At 60.4% G+C, this 13,823-nt stretch carries 13 protein-coding genes and 1 pseudogene; 9 read left to right on the top strand and 5 right to left on the bottom strand.

The window, feature by feature from the left end:
- Window positions 1–127 precede the first annotated feature (127 nt).
- Window positions 128–1,717 (top strand): ABC transporter substrate-binding protein, encoded by a 1,590-nt coding sequence (locus ACUN0E_RS19155; RefSeq protein ID WP_445567614.1) that lies wholly within the window; start codon window positions 128–130, stop codon window positions 1,715–1,717.
- A gap of 79 nt (window positions 1,718–1,796) precedes the next feature.
- Here the strand turns inward: ACUN0E_RS19155 and ACUN0E_RS19150 are convergent, their stop codons facing one another.
- The 4 genes and pseudogenes from ACUN0E_RS19150 to gtdA all read right to left on the bottom strand — a co-directional run bounded on the left by ACUN0E_RS19150 (window position 1,797) and on the right by gtdA (window position 4,923).
- Window positions 1,797–2,285, bottom strand: a complete 489-nt coding sequence (locus ACUN0E_RS19150) for a MarR family winged helix-turn-helix transcriptional regulator (RefSeq protein ID WP_408228298.1) — start codon at window positions 2,283–2,285, stop codon at window positions 1,797–1,799.
- Window positions 2,286–2,406: 121 nt separating this feature from the next.
- Window positions 2,407–3,051 carry a maleylacetoacetate isomerase gene (gene maiA / locus ACUN0E_RS19145; protein WP_408228295.1) on the bottom strand — a complete coding sequence of 215 codons (645 nt, stop codon included), beginning with the start codon at window positions 3,049–3,051 and terminating at the stop codon, window positions 2,407–2,409.
- Window positions 3,052–3,110: 59 nt separating this feature from the next.
- The gene (locus ACUN0E_RS19140) at window positions 3,111–3,809 is read right to left on the bottom strand and encodes a fumarylacetoacetate hydrolase family protein (RefSeq protein ID WP_445567613.1); all 699 of its coding nucleotides are present in this window, start codon (window positions 3,807–3,809) and stop codon (window positions 3,111–3,113) included.
- A gap of 60 nt (window positions 3,810–3,869) precedes the next feature.
- Window positions 3,870–4,923 (bottom strand): annotated as a pseudogene (gene gtdA, locus ACUN0E_RS19135) (gentisate 1,2-dioxygenase).
- A gap of 290 nt (window positions 4,924–5,213) precedes the next feature.
- Between gtdA and ACUN0E_RS19130 the strand changes: the two are divergent.
- The 7 genes from ACUN0E_RS19130 to ACUN0E_RS19100 all read left to right on the top strand — a co-directional run bounded on the left by ACUN0E_RS19130 (window position 5,214) and on the right by ACUN0E_RS19100 (window position 12,242).
- A complete protein-coding gene (locus tag ACUN0E_RS19130) occupies window positions 5,214–6,470 on the top strand; it encodes a flavin-dependent oxidoreductase (protein ID WP_445567612.1) in 1,257 nt (418 codons plus the stop codon).
- Between the two features lie 124 nt (window positions 6,471–6,594).
- Complete coding sequence (locus ACUN0E_RS19125; protein ID WP_408228283.1) at window positions 6,595–7,185, top strand: TetR/AcrR family transcriptional regulator; 591 nt, start codon at window positions 6,595–6,597, stop codon at window positions 7,183–7,185.
- A gap of 150 nt (window positions 7,186–7,335) precedes the next feature.
- Window positions 7,336–8,313: a zinc-binding dehydrogenase gene (locus ACUN0E_RS19120; RefSeq protein WP_408337174.1), complete on the top strand. Its 978-nt coding sequence runs from the start codon at window positions 7,336–7,338 to the stop codon at window positions 8,311–8,313.
- 180 nt (window positions 8,314–8,493) lie between these two features.
- Window positions 8,494–9,105: a glutathione S-transferase family protein gene (locus ACUN0E_RS19115; RefSeq protein ID WP_408337176.1), complete on the top strand. Its 612-nt coding sequence runs from the start codon at window positions 8,494–8,496 to the stop codon at window positions 9,103–9,105.
- Window positions 9,106–9,337: 232 nt separating this feature from the next.
- The gene (locus tag ACUN0E_RS19110; protein ID WP_408387905.1) at window positions 9,338–10,156 is read left to right on the top strand and encodes a MipA/OmpV family protein; all 819 of its coding nucleotides are present in this window, start codon (window positions 9,338–9,340) and stop codon (window positions 10,154–10,156) included.
- Between the two features lie 10 nt (window positions 10,157–10,166).
- Window positions 10,167–10,856, top strand: a complete 690-nt coding sequence (locus tag ACUN0E_RS19105; protein ID WP_445567611.1) for a response regulator transcription factor — start codon at window positions 10,167–10,169, stop codon at window positions 10,854–10,856.
- Between the two features lie 27 nt (window positions 10,857–10,883).
- Window positions 10,884–12,242: an ATP-binding protein gene (locus ACUN0E_RS19100; protein ID WP_445567610.1), complete on the top strand. Its 1,359-nt coding sequence runs from the start codon at window positions 10,884–10,886 to the stop codon at window positions 12,240–12,242.
- A gap of 39 nt (window positions 12,243–12,281) precedes the next feature.
- Here ACUN0E_RS19100 and ACUN0E_RS19095 read toward each other — a convergent pair whose 3' ends face one another.
- Window positions 12,282–12,611 carry an ArsR/SmtB family transcription factor gene (locus ACUN0E_RS19095; protein WP_408228560.1) on the bottom strand — a complete coding sequence of 110 codons (330 nt, stop codon included), beginning with the start codon at window positions 12,609–12,611 and terminating at the stop codon, window positions 12,282–12,284.
- A gap of 87 nt (window positions 12,612–12,698) precedes the next feature.
- On the opposite strand from ACUN0E_RS19095, the gene ACUN0E_RS19090 reads away from it, so the two are divergent.
- Window positions 12,699–13,796 (top strand): NADH:flavin oxidoreductase/NADH oxidase, encoded by a 1,098-nt coding sequence (locus ACUN0E_RS19090; protein ID WP_408228265.1) that lies wholly within the window; start codon window positions 12,699–12,701, stop codon window positions 13,794–13,796.
- Window positions 13,797–13,823: the final 27 nt, after the last annotated feature.

The following is a 13,823-nucleotide window of genomic DNA, read 5'->3' as shown; positions in this document are numbered from 1 at the left end:
CGCAGCCGTGCACTTGCCGTTATTGGGCGGGTGCTCAGTTCGGCGCGCTGTTTTCAGATGGGAACCGTTGACGGTTCCCTCAATAAAGCGGGTACCCTTGCGGGTTCTGCACATATAGGAGACGGAGATGGGAACAACATTGCGGGGCTGGGGCCGGCTGGCAGTCATGGCCGGTGCGTTGGCCGCGAGCGTGTTCGTGCAGCAGAATGCAGGTGCAGCGGAATTCAAGTACGGGGTTAGTGCGGACGTCACGTCGCTCGATCCACAGTTCGCCAACTTGCCGGGCAACCGCAACGTTGCGCGTAACGTGTTCGAACCGTTGATCGACATGTCGCCAGATGGCCGCTTGCAGCCCGGTCTCGCCGAGTCGTGGAAACCGCTTGACGATAAGACGTGGGAAATCAAGCTGCGCAAGAACGTCAAGTTCCAGGACGGCTCGTCGTTCACGGCAGACGATGTGGTCTATTCGCTCGCGCGTCCCGACACGCTGACCAATTCGCCGGCTACGTTCGGGGTCTTCACGAAAGACATCACCAAGGTGCAGGTGGTCGATCCGTACACGGTCAAATTGACCACGGCCCGTCCGTTGGCAGTGCTGCCAAACTATCTGTCGATGATTTTCATGCTGTCGAAGAAAGACACGCAGGGACTCAAGAGCGAAGACTTCGAAACCGGTAAGGGCCTTGTCGGTACAGGGCCTTACAAGTTCTCCCGCTTTTTGCGGGGCGACCGCGTCGAACTCGTTCGCAACGACGGGTATTGGGGTGACAAGCCGGCCTATGACAAGGTGACGGTGCGCATCCTGCCGAACGCGGCGGCGCGTGTGGCGGCCATTCTGTCGGGCGACGTCGACGCGGTGATCGATGTGCCAAGCGCGGATGTGACGCGCATCAAGGCTGACAAAAAGCTTGCCGTCTACACGAAGCCCAGCACGTTAATGGTCTTCTGGGTGATGAATCAGCTAAACGACAACGCGCCGTATGTGACAGACAACAACGGTAAACCGTTAGGCAGGAATCCGTTCAAGGATGTGCGTGTGCGCCGTGCGTTCTCGCTCGCCATCAATCGCCAGGTGCTGGTCGATCGCGTCTTGCAGGGTTTAGGTGTGGCGACGCAGAACAGCGTGCCGAGCACGATGTTCGGCTACAACCCGGCGCTGCCGCCCGATCCGTACAAACCCGATGAAGCAAAAAAGCTGCTGGCCGAAGCCGGTTATCCCGAGTGCTTTTCGCTGACACTCTTTGCGCCGAACGATCGCTATGTCAACGATTCGCAACTGGCGCAAGGTGTCGCGCAAATGCTGACACGCATCGGTTGCAAGACCAAGGTCGAGACGCAGCCGATGGGTACGTTCATCTCGCGCGTGAACCAGCTGCAACTGGGCTTCTTCATGATCGGCTGGGGTGCGGATGCGGGCGACATGGGTGTGCAGCTCGAGTCGCTGTTTTCGAATCCGACCAACAATCCGTTCCGCAAGATCAATATCCAGACGTACGATTCGCCAAACTTCTGGAAGCCGTTGAATGCGGGGCTGGCAACGGTCGACGATGCGAAGCGCGAAGCGCTTTACCAGGAAACGTCGAAGGTATTGCACGATGAAGTAGGCATCATCCCGACACATCTGCAGGTTTCGACTTTCGCCGCGCGTAACGGGATTCATATCGTGCCGCGCGTCGATTCGCAAATGTACGGGTTCGACGCCGCACCGGCGAAGTAATCGGTGAGTGCCGCCGTGTGCCTCTTGCGAGATGCACTAGCGGCAAACGAATCGGCGAGCATGGACTCGCCGATTCGTTTTATCCCAAGGTCACGCGTGTGTTGTCGTTGAAGTGCGAAACGAACTTGTCGAGTAGCGCGAGAAATTGCGTGCGCTCGGCAGGCTCGAATGGCGCGAGCAACGCTTCGACCGATTTCTGTGCGTAGCGCTCGCATTGACGGAAGCATTGCCGGCCCGCTTCGGTCAGCGAGATTTCCACTTTGCGCTGGTCCGTTTCGCTTTTGGCTTTTTCGAGCAGGCCGCGCTCACTCAGAATCTTGACGACGAGTGCGGTGGTCGAGCGGTCGAGGCCGATCAGGCGCGCGATGCCAATCTGTTCGAGCGGGCCGCTGTGAAAGAGGATATACAGCACGCCGTATTGGCTGGGCGTCATATCGAGCGCAGCGCAGGCTTCGATGAAGAGGTCGGTCGAGATCTGATGGGCACGCCGGATCATGAAGCCGGGGCGGGCGTACAGACGGTCGAGCGGAGTCTGGCGCGTCTCGCGCGCCACAGGGTTCTTTGCCATGGACTCGTATCTGGAAGTGGGCCGCCCGCGGTCGGGCGGCAAGTGTGACTGGCCGATATTATCGCGCAGTGCGGACGGCTGGTCGCAGAGCGGGGTGGATGACGGGCGTCATCCGCGCAGGTTACTGTGCGTCAGGCTGCTGCTCGGGGGCAGCCGCAGCGAATGCAGGCAACTGCAGGCAGCGCTGTGCGATGCGACTGAGCACCGGATAGGCGCTCAGATCGACGTTGAAGCGTTGCGCATTGAAAACCTGTGGCACGAGCGTGAGATCGGCTAGCGTCGGTTGATCGCCGTAGCAGAATTGACCCGTTGTGTGACTTTGTGCAAGCCTTGTTTCCAGCGCGGAAAACCCCGTGTGGACCCAGTGGTGATACCAGGCGTCTCGTGCTTCTTTTGTCAGCCCGGCCGTGTCGCCAAGGTATTTGAGCACACGCAGGTTATTGAGTGGATGGATGTCGCACGCGATGTCTAAAGCCAGTGCACGCACAGTGGCGCGGCCGAGCGGATCGTGCGGCAGTAGCGGTGGCTCGGGATGCAGTTCGTCCAGGTACTCGATGATCGCAAGCGACTGATGGAGCGACACTTCGCCGTTCCTGAGCACAGGGACCAGCGCCTCCGGACTGAGCGAGCGATAGGCGGGCGCGAATTGCTCACCGCCGTCGCGTGACAGATGCACGGGAAGGTAGTCGAACGGCAGGCCTTTCAGACCTAGCGCAATTCGCACCCGATACGATGCGGAGCTGCGAAAAAAATTGTGAAGCTGCACGGAATATCCTCGATGAACGGAGCATGACGAGCGTTATGCTCCGTTGTGACATGAGTCGTTCAGACCACTTTGACCTGGAGTTCGCCGAGACCGTCGATGCCGCCATGCATCGTATCGCCCTTGATCACTGCGCCGACACCCTCCGGTGTGCCGGTATAGATCAGATCGCCCGGCACCAGTTCGAAGAAGCGCGACAGATAGGCGATCGTTTCCGCGACCGACCAGATCAGCTGCGAGGCGTCCGCGCGTTGCTTCGACGTTCCATTGACGTTCAGCCAGATCGCGCCGTCTTTCAGATGCCCCGTCTGTTCAGTGCGATGCAGCGGGCCGATCGGTGCTGAGTGATCGAACGCCTTGCCGATATCCCATGGGCGCCCCATTTTTCGCATCTCCATTTGCAGATCGCGGCGCGTCATATCGAGTCCGAGTGCATAGCCAAATACATGTTCGAGTGCCTCGTTGACAGAGATATTTTTACCTCCCTTGCCGATTGCAGCGACCAGTTCCATTTCGTAGTGGCAGTTGTCCGTCTCGGACGGATACGGAAATTCACCCGTCGTGCCCGGTGCGACATACACGATGGCATCGGCCGGTTTGCAGAAGAAAAACGGCGGCTCGCGGTCCGGATCGAAACCCATCTCGCGCGCATGGGCGGCGTAGTTGCGCCCGACGCAATAGATGCGCCGGACGGGAAACGCGTCGTCCGACCCGGCAACCGGGACCGTTACCGCGGGCGCGGACTCAAAGACCAGATTCATTGAATATTCTCCATGTGTGATTGTGTTTTGTGCTGATCGCTGCGATCGCCAGTGTTGCGTTCACGCGTCCAGTTTTTCTTCGCGCAGAATGTTGAGCGCGGTTTGCACCGGCCGGTCCGAAAAGCTGAACAGCACCGCGTCGTCGTTCGCGTGCAGCGTGAACGTTTTCCATGACGGCACGACGAAGTGATCCTTCGGGCCGAACTCGAAGCTTTGCCCGTCGATGACCGCGCGTCCGGTTCCTTCCACGACCGAATACACGGCGCCGTCGGTACTGCGGAACGGTTTGCCGGCGAAACCGGCCGGCAGATATTGCATGAACGTGGCAAGCGTCGGCATGGGCCAGCCGCCGGTTGCAGGGTTGACGTAGCGCAGTTTGACGCCATGCCATGCGTCGACGTCACCATCGCGATAGAGGCGCTCGAGCACCTCGCGCGTGCGGTCGTAGGGGTAGCTGAAAATGGGCGAGGTCGGCGACGAAGGCTGATAGTCGACCGGCAACAGGTTGTGCCCATAGCGCGCCAGCGCATTACCTTCGGGCCGGGTAACGCGTTGCGACATGGCCGTGCTTTTTTCCTCGAAGCCCGCGTCGAAGAAGCGAATCATCGGAATATCCAGGCCGTCGAGCCATACAACCGGTTCGCTGTGGCCGTCGATGCCGTCGTTACCGTGATCGTGCCAGGTCCAGCCCGGTGTAATGATGAAGTCGCCCGGCATCATAGTCGTGCGTTCGCCATCAACCGCCGTATAAGCGCCACGGCCGTGCACAATAAAACGCAACGCCGATTGCACGTGACGATGGGCCGGCGCCACCTCGCCCGGCAGAATCAGCTGCAATCCGGCATAGAGCGATTGCGTGACGCTGGCGTGGCCGGGCAGGGCGGGGTTCTCGAGCCACCAGCACGCGGCGCACGGCTTCCTCCGCCGTGATCAATGTGCCGGCCTGCTCGATGTAAGGCAGCACATCGCGCCATTTCCACAGCGCGGGCACACAGGGTCCATTGGGCTGATGCGGCACCAAAGTGCTAAGCGATTCCCACAGGGGAATCATGTTGAGTTCGCGGATCTGCTCGTAGAAAGCTTTCCTGTCTGACGTGGGAAGGCCGGTGTTCATTGCTTGTCTCCTGTTCTTTTCTGGAAATGCCGCGTTTCGTCGAACGGCGTAGGTATATCTGGCGATACATGATGGCGCTGCCGATAAATAATCGGCAGACGTATGTCTAAAAGATATTGAATCTTGATCGCCGTGTCAAACGAATTCCGTTGTCCGGATGAATCGCTTGACGAAGCCGGAATGGCTCACTATATTTCGGCAGACGTCTGCGTAAATTGCACATAGTCATGCGGCGCGGGAGACGGATTCAACAGCGCGCTGCTACGCGCTCATCACGAAAGAGGAGACAGATGAAAAAGGATAGTGAGGTCGTCATCGTTGGTGCAGGGATTGGCGGATTGACGCTGGCGCTGACGTTGCACAAGGCAGGCATCGCGAGTCGAATTTTTGAAGCGGCGCCTGAAATCAGGCCACTCGGGGTCGGGATCAACCTGCTGCCGCATGCAACGCGTGAACTGGCGGAACTCGATCTGCTCGCCGAGCTGGCGGCGGTCGGCGTGACGACGCAGGAGTCGGTGTTTTTCAATCGTCACGGGCAACTGATTTATCGCGAGCCGGCTGGGCGTTACGCCGGTTACGATCATCCGCAGTTCTCGATCCATCGCGGCGACCTGCAAAGCATATTGCTCAAGGCGGTGCTTGAACGTCTGGGGCCAGACAGCGTTGTGACAGACCGTCGGTGTATCAGCGCAACCCAGGACGAAACAGGCGCCATCGCGCGCTTTACCGATAGTGCCGGCAACGATCATCTCGTTAGTGGCGCGGCGATCGTGGCATGCGACGGCATTCACTCGGCGATTCGCAAACAGTTCTACCCGAACGAAGGCGCGCCGCGCTATTCCGGTTTCAACATGTGGCGCGGAACGATCACAGCGCCGCCGTTCCTTACCGGTGGCAGCATGGTGCGTGCCGGCTGGCTGACGCACGGCAAGATGGTTATTTACCCGATTCGCGACAACGTGGATGCCGCGGGCAATCAGTTGCTGAACTGGGTCGCCGAAATCGAATCGCCGCAACCCGCACGCCGCGACTGGAACGGAAAAGGGCGCCTCGTCGATTTCTTCCCTGCGTTCGCGGACTGGCATTTCGATTGGCTGGACGTGGCTGCGATGATTGAAGCGACGGAGACGATTCTGGAATATCCGATGGTCGATCAGGATCCATTGCCGCGTTGGACGTTCGGCCGCATCACGCTGTTGGGGGACGCGGCGCATCCAATGGTGCCGCGCGGCTCGAACGGTGCCGGGCAGGCGATTCTGGACGCACGCTTTCTGGCAGACCGTTGCGCGGAACTGGGTGTCTGCGAGGAAGCGCTGCTTGCCTATGACCGGGCACGCGTCAAGGCGACCGGCGATGTCGTGCTGATGAACCGCAAGGCACCGCCTGACCGGATTTTGCAGGTGGTTTACGAGCGCACGCAGGGACAGCGTTTCGGGCGGATCGAAGATGTGGTCAGCGCGGAAGAGCTAAGCCAGATCGCGAATCAGTACAAGACGGTCGCCGGTTTTCATCTCGACGATCTGAAGGCGAAGCAGCGGGTAGGATAATTTGAGGCGGGATGAACGGGGCACCGCCGGTCGGGCGGTCTCCGCAATGGGAATAGCCGGTCATTTCCTCGCGCTTACTGAATTTGTAGACGACTGGTCTAATTGAGGCCATAATCCGCCAACTATGAGAGCTAGCCATCCCCACATTCGCAGGCACATCCTCGACGCCGGGCGCGCCCTGATCGCGCGCAAAGGCTTTGTCGCGGTCGGGCTGAACGAGATTCTGACAACTGCCGAGATCCCGAAGGGGTCGTTCTATCACTACTTCGGTTCGAAGGAGTCGTTCGGCAGCGAGCTATTGCAGCAGTACGTCGCCGACTACGCGGCGCGCCTTGACGCGCTGTTCGGCCAGCCCGGTGTCAACGGCCGTGACAAGCTGCTGAGCTATTGGGCCGCATGGCAACAGGAACAACTCGATCAGAACGGCGACGAAAAGTGTCTGGTGGTGAAGCTGAGCGCGGAAGTCGGCGACCTGTCGGATGAGATGCGCGTGGTGCTGCGCGACGGCGTGGACCGCTTGATGATGCGTCTCGCATCCGTGATTGAAGAAGGTCAGGCAGACGGTTCGCTTTCGCCGGAGATCCGGGCCAAAGAAGCGGCCGAACTCCTTTATCACATGTGGCTCGGCGCGGCGCTCGTCACCAAGCTGCGACAGGATGGAAGCGCGATGGCGCAAGCCATGGCGGTCACCGCCAGCGTACTTCGCGCGCCTTGATTTTTCCGCGGCCGAGGCCGGTGCGCTCTTGAAGCTTAGCGAACAGAAGTACTAGCCAAAGCATTCGAAGAAGCACTCAAAGAAACTCACAAAAGCACTCACTCCGTGCAGCGCGGAGCCCTTATCGTTGGACATTCCAGGAGATCGATTGTGCGTAGCGTTATCTATTCCTCTTTCGGCAATCCCGCTGACGTGCTGCAGGTCGCGGAACGTTCTACGCCGAATCCCGGCGCGGGGCAGGTGCGCATCAAATCGACCCTGTCGCCGATCCACAATCACGACCTGTGGACGATTCGCGGTCAATACGGCTACAAGCCGCAACTGCCGGCCGTGGGCGGCACTGAAGTTGCCGGTGTGATCGACGCGATCGGCGCGGGTGTCGAACACTTGAAGCCCGGTCAGCGCGTGGTGGTGGCCGGCATTCACGAAGCCTGGGCCGATTACGTTCTGGCGCCGGCGGCCGTGGTGGTCCCGTTGCCCGATGCGATCAGCGACGAAACGGGCTGTCAGTTGATCGCCATGCCGTTGAGCGCGGTGATGCTGCTCGAGTATCTGCATCTGGAACCCGGTCAGTGGTTCATCCAGAACACGGCGAACGGTGCGGTTGGCAAGACGCTGGCGATGCTGGCCAACGCGCGCGGCATCAATGTGGTCAATCTGGTCCGGCGCGAGGCGGGCATTGCGGAGTTGGCCGAAGTGGGCATCGGCAATGCGGTATCGACCGAAAGCGATGGCTGGAAGACGCAGGTTCGTGACATCGTTGGCGACGCGCCGCTCGTGGCAGGTGTCGATTCGGTCGGTGGCGATGCCAGCGGCGACATCTTCGGTCTGCTTGGTGAAAACGGCACCCTGGTTTCGTTCGGCGCCATGTCCGGTGAATTGATGCGGATCAGTTCCGGCGATGCGATCTTCAAGCAGGCGACCGTCAAGGGTTTCTGGGCAAGCAAAATTTTCGAGGTCACGTCGGGTGCGGATAAAGCGCGCATGATCGGCGAACTGCTGAGGCTCGCTGCATCGGGCGAACTGAAGCTGCCGGTCGAAGCCGTCTTCGATGTCGGGAGCGTGGCACAAGCGGCAACGGCGAGCGAGAAGAGCGCGCGCAAGGGCAAGGTGCTGCTGCGGTTCTAACGTTCCAACGGACAGAGGCGTGTCGCTGCATGGCACACAAGCTCGTGCCATGCAGTGCCATGCCGATGCAAGATCGCAAGATACTACTTCCAACGTCTGCCCTGGAACTACGCGAATCGTCGAGGGTTTTCAGCGCAGACTTTGCCCGCACTTTCTCTCACCGACTCAAAATCCCAATCCATGATCGAAGTCCATCATCTCAACGAATCCCGTTCGCGCCGCATTACCTGGTTGCTGGAGGAACTCGGCCTCGACTACAAGCTCGTTCAATACCAGCGCAATCCGGAAACCCGTCTCGCGCCGCCGGAATTGATGGCAATTCATCCGCTGGGCAAGGCCCCCGTGATTCGCGACGGCGAGAAGGTGGTTTTCGAATCGGGCGCGATCGTGGATTATCTGATTCGCCGCCATGGCAATGGGCGCCTCGCGCCGGCATACGGAACCGACGAGTACGACCGTTACGCGCAGTTCCTGCACTATGCGGAAGGCTCTGCCATGCTGCCGCTCATGTTGAAGGTGTACACGGCACGTCTTGGCGACGGTGCGGCCCCCTTGCAACCGAGAATCGAAAGCGAGTTGAGGAATCACCTGGGTTTTCTGAATCAGGAACTGGCAGGCCGCGAATACTTCATGGGCGATGAACTGACGGGCGTCGATATCCAACTCTCGTTCGTTGCCCAGACGTGCCTGAAGTTTTGCGGGCGCGACAGATTCCCGAATATCACGGCGTTCGTCGATCGTATCGAGGCGCGTCCTGCGTACCAACGCGCGATGGAAAAAGGCGGCGCGTAAGCGGTTGAGCGCTGCTGCCGATTCGGCGCGCTTTACGGCTTCTCGAACGAAGCTGGTGGCTTCGTCGACCCGCGAGCAGGTCGTGGTGGCCGCGGGTATGAGGCACCGGTTCTGATCATTCGCCGTTACCCCCGCCGCCGGAGATGCCAGTTCTCACCGCTTTGAGTAAGTAACGAGTAAGTCCAGCAGTCGTAGAGTCGATGCCGCCTCATCCATCAACTCAGGACTCGACGTGAAAAAATCTCTTTGCCGTGAGCGCTGGTTTCCGTTGGCGATCGCATCGTTCTTCATGGTTTCGGGGGCCGCATGGGCCGACGGCGAGAACCCGGAACCGCCCACGGCGGACGATACGGGCTTCGCCGTGCTGAACAATTCGACCAATGTGACGCATTGGGGCCTGGGCGTCGGCGCGGGCATCGAGCAGGCGCCCTACAAAGGCTACGGCACGAAATACACGCCGATTCCGCTGATTTCGTTCGACAACAAATGGGTGCATGCGTTTGGTACGGCTGTCGATCTGAAGATCGGCAAGTGGGACAACGTCAGTCTCGCGTTGCGCGGACAATACGCGATCGGCGACGGCTACAAAGCGTCCGATGCCCCGATTCTGAGCGGCATGCAGAACCGCAATGGCACGTTCTGGTACGGCCCGGCACTCGCCTGGCACACCGCATACGGCACGCTTTCGGGGGATTTTCTGGAAGGCGGTAACAGAGGGCAGAAAGCCACCATCGACTTCAGCAAGTCGTTCGAATACGGCAAATTCGAGTTCGAACCTCACGCCGGCGTGGATTGGTTGAGCAGCAAATATGTCGATTATTATTACGGCGTGCGTTCATCCGAAGTGCGCGCCGGGCGCCCGGAATATACTGGCAAGGCGACCTACGACATCTCGGTGGGAACGCGTATCGACTACAAGTTCACCCGCCATCAGATCCTGATCCTCGACGTCGGCGTCGCCCACCTTGGCAGCGGCATCACCGACAGCCCACTGGTGGGTAAGCGCTATATTCCGCAAGCCAGGGTCGGTTACCTTTACGAATTCAATTGAGCCCCGCCGCATGTCGCGAGTCGCACTGATCGAAGACCACGAGCGCCTGGCCGGCATGATCCGCCAGGCGCTTTCCGCGGCAGGCATCGAGACCGATGTGTTCGGCACCATTTCGGCCGCGCATTATGGTGTGAGCCGCGCCAACTATGCGGTGCTCATCATCGATCGTGGTTTGCCGGACGGCGACGGCCTGGCTTTTCTGCGGACATTACGCGCGGTAGGGCAGATGACGCCCTCGCTCATGCTGACGGCACGCGACGCGCTGCATGACCGCGTCGACGGACTGGAAAACGGCGCGGACGACTACGTGACCAAGCCCTTCGCCATGAGTGAGCTGGTTGCGCGGGTGCGTACGCTGATGCGCCGTCCAGTGGCGCTGGCGGAACTGGTGATCTCGTTCGGCGACATCACGGTCGATCCGCAGCAACATGCAATGCGCTGTGGCGCGCAGTCTGTTCTGCTGGCGCCCGCCGAGTTGCAGATTGCGCTGTGCCTCACGAAGGCCGCGGGCACCACTGTGCGGCATGCGGCGCTCGAACATGCTGCGTGGGGGCTCGGCGACGCCGTCACGCCTAACGCGCTCGAAGTCACGTTGCATCGTCTGCGCAAGAAGTTGACCGCGGTTGGCGCGACGACGCGGCTTGCCAATATTCGCGGCACGGGCTTCGCGCTCCAGGTAGCCGCAGGGCTCACCGGGTAGCATTAAATCAACGGCCAATTGCTCAACATGCTCAATCACTGGATTCGCAGTTTGTCCGCGCGGCTTTGGGTGACCAGTATCGTTGCGCTCGCCATCAGCCTGACCGTGCTGGCAACGGCCGCCACCTATGCATTCAATCATTTCCCTCAGCAGATGCTCGGGCTGCACGAGGAGATGGAAAGTGCCAAAGCGATCGCGCACGGACTCCGCTTCGACAGTGCCGGCCGTCCGGTTTCCGTGGCGCTTCCCACGCAGATGGCGTGGCTCTTCGAGGTGGCGCCGACGGAACTGAAATACCGGGTACTCGACGACCACCGCAACGTGTTGCTGGCTTCGAACGGTGCCAAGGGGAGTGAAGCATGGATTGCAGGCGATCTATCCGGGTCCGTCGGCGATGTTCAGCGGGCGGAGATAGGCACGAAGCCATTCGCAGTCCTGACGCTGCGGGTTGCGCATGGCCCGGCGATCTTCTACATCCAGACCGCAACGGCCGAGCGTTTCGTCGACGCGCTGATAGCCAACAAGGTCAAGCCGATACCGGCCATCATCAAGACGATCATTGTCGTGGCCACGATCATTTTCGGCCTGACTTTCCCATTTACCGTGCATCGGGTGCTCAAGCCGCTTAGAGAGGCATCGCGTGCGGCTGCGCGCATCACGCCGCGCAACCTCACGACGCGTCTTTCGATCGAGGGCGTTCCGAGTGAAATCAAGCCGCTGATCCATGCCTTCAACGAAGCGCTCGACAGGCTCGAAAACGGCTTCGCCGTGCAGCAGCAGTTTCTCGCGTCGGCCGCGCACGAGTTGCAGACGCCGCTCACCTTGATCCGCGGTCAGATCGAACTGCAACCCGGGATCGACGACAAGGATTTGCTGTTTCGCGAAATCGATCTGATGGCGCGTCAGGTTCGGCAACTACTGCATCTCGCCGAAGTCAGCGAGTCGCAGAACTTCAGTTTCGGCGAGGTGAATATCGTCGACGTGGTGCAGGATGTGATGGTTTATCTCGCACGCAAGGCCGACCGCAAGGCGGTGAAGCTCCGGCTCGAAACCACCGTCGCGCCACCGTCGATCTGGGCGGACCGAAGCGCGTTGTTCATTCTGCTGAAGAACATCGTCGAGAACGCGATCAATGCGTCGCCAGCGCATAGCGCGGTTGTGCTGATTGTCGATGCCGTCTCGGTGCAGGTTCAGGACGAAGGGCAGGGCATCAGGCAGGAGCACCTGCCGTTTCTCTTCAAGCGGTTCTGGCGCGCGCCGGATGCGCAGCATGATGGCGCCGGACTCGGTCTTGCGATCTGCAAGGAGATCGCCACGGCGCACGAATGGCGTTTGACCGTGAGCAGTCTGGTCTCGGGCACGCGCTTCGCAGTGTGGTTTTCGTAGCACCGCACCCTCGATTCCCAGTCGATTTTCAATCGACTATCAGGCTGGTTCGCTTAACACCGGTTCATTGACGATCTGTTCGATGATCGCCTTCATCAAGCCCGGAAACCGGGCGTCCAGTTCGGCGCGCCGCAGCGAATTCTGATGCACGGTGCCGGCAACGCGCGTGCGCACCAGCCCCGCCTCACGCAGGATCCGAAAATGATGGGAGACGCTCGACTTGGGACGGCCGCCGTCGAGGTCGCCGCAGGTGGCCTCGTCGACACCTGAAAGCCGGCGGACGATCTCGAGGCGCACCGGGTCGCTAAGAGCATGGAAGAGCCGCCCGAGCGTGAAGTCCTCAGCGGCAGGATGGGTATATGTGCGCATTCTGCGGATGATAAAGGTTTCTGCCATACTCCATAGTTCGATGTTTGTCGAACTACCGTACAAGCGTATTCACAGGAGTTTAGCCTGATGTCCGCATTATTTCAGCCCTACAAGCTCAAGGGTGTTTCCTTACGCAACCGTATCGCCATTCCGCCGATGTGTCAGTACACCGCCGAAGACGGCCTGATCAACGACTGGCATCGCGTGCACCTCGCCGGTCTGGCGCGTGGCGGCGCGGGGCTGGTGATCGTCGAGGCGACGGCCGTATCGCCCGAGGGACGTATCACGCCGGGCTGCGCGGGCATCTGGACCGACGAGCAGGCCCAGGCTTTCGCGCCAGTGGTCGCGTCGATCAAGGCCGCGGGCGCGGTGCCGGGCATTCAGATCGGTCACGCGGGGCGCAAAGCCAGCGCCAACCGGCCGTGGGAAGGCGACGACCACATCGCCGACACCGATCCGCGTGGCTGGCAGACCATTGCGCCGTCGGCGGTTGCCTTCGGCGGTGGTTTGCCGAAAGTGCCGAAGGCGATGACGCTCGACGACATCGCACGCGTGCGTGAGGATTTCGTCGCCGCGGCCAAACGAGCCCTTGATGCGGGTTTTGAATGGCTTGAGTTGCACTTCGCACACGGCTACCTCGGCCAAAGCTTTTTCTCGACGCATTCCAATCACCGTGACGACGCATACGGCGGCAGCCTCGAAAACCGCAGCCGCTTCCTGCTGGAAACCTTGGCCGCCGTGCGCAAGGTGTGGCCTGAGCATCTGCCATTGACGGCGCGTTTCGGTGTGATCGAATACGACGGCCGCGACGAGGAAACGCTCGCTGAATCGATCGAACTGGCGAAAAATTTCAAGCGCGAGGGGCTCGATATGCTGAGCGTCAGCGTGGGTTTCTCCACGCCTGCGGCACGTATTCCATGGGCGCCGGCGTTTCTCGCGCCGATCGCTGAGCGGGTGCGCCGCGAGGCCGGTATCGCCGTTTCGTCGGCATGGGGCATCGATACGCCGGAATTGGCCGACCGCTCCGTCAAGAGCGAGCAACTGGACCTGGTGATGGTCGGTCGCGCGCATCTGGCCGATCCGCACTGGCCGTACCACGCGGCGCGCAAGTTGGGTATCGAACGTCCGTCGTGGACGTTGCCGGCACCGTACGCGCATTGGCTCGAACGTTACGCCGTTGCCTGAGTGCGGCGCTACGTGAAGGCTGTGAAT

It is taken from the genome of Paraburkholderia sp. D1E (assembly GCF_052682275.1).
Note: the sequence above shows the minus strand (reverse complement) of the source record. Positions and strands in the feature narration are given on the sequence as shown.

What these genes read in the sequence shown, in the direction of transcription:
- ACUN0E_RS19155 (WP_445567614.1), top strand. Translation starts at nt 128, where the DNA reads ATGGGAACAACATTGCGGGGCTGGGGCCGGCTGGCAGTCATGGCCGGT.
- ACUN0E_RS19150 (WP_408228298.1), bottom strand. Translation starts at nt 2,285, where the DNA reads ATGGCAAAGAACCCTGTGGCGCGCGAGACGCGCCAGACTCCGCTCGAC.
- ACUN0E_RS19140 (WP_445567613.1), bottom strand. Translation starts at nt 3,809, where the DNA reads ATGAATCTGGTCTTTGAGTCCGCGCCCGCGGTAACGGTCCCGGTTGCC.
- ACUN0E_RS19130 (WP_445567612.1), top strand. Translation starts at nt 5,214, where the DNA reads ATGAAAAAGGATAGTGAGGTCGTCATCGTTGGTGCAGGGATTGGCGGA.
- ACUN0E_RS19125 (WP_408228283.1), top strand. Translation starts at nt 6,595, where the DNA reads ATGAGAGCTAGCCATCCCCACATTCGCAGGCACATCCTCGACGCCGGG.
- ACUN0E_RS19115 (WP_408337176.1), top strand. Translation starts at nt 8,494, where the DNA reads ATGATCGAAGTCCATCATCTCAACGAATCCCGTTCGCGCCGCATTACC.
- ACUN0E_RS19105 (WP_445567611.1), top strand. Translation starts at nt 10,167, where the DNA reads ATGTCGCGAGTCGCACTGATCGAAGACCACGAGCGCCTGGCCGGCATG.
- ACUN0E_RS19100 (WP_445567610.1), top strand. Translation starts at nt 10,884, where the DNA reads ATGCTCAATCACTGGATTCGCAGTTTGTCCGCGCGGCTTTGGGTGACC.
- ACUN0E_RS19095 (WP_408228560.1), bottom strand. Translation starts at nt 12,611, where the DNA reads ATGCGCACATATACCCATCCTGCCGCTGAGGACTTCACGCTCGGGCGG.
- ACUN0E_RS19090 (WP_408228265.1), top strand. Translation starts at nt 12,699, where the DNA reads ATGTCCGCATTATTTCAGCCCTACAAGCTCAAGGGTGTTTCCTTACGC.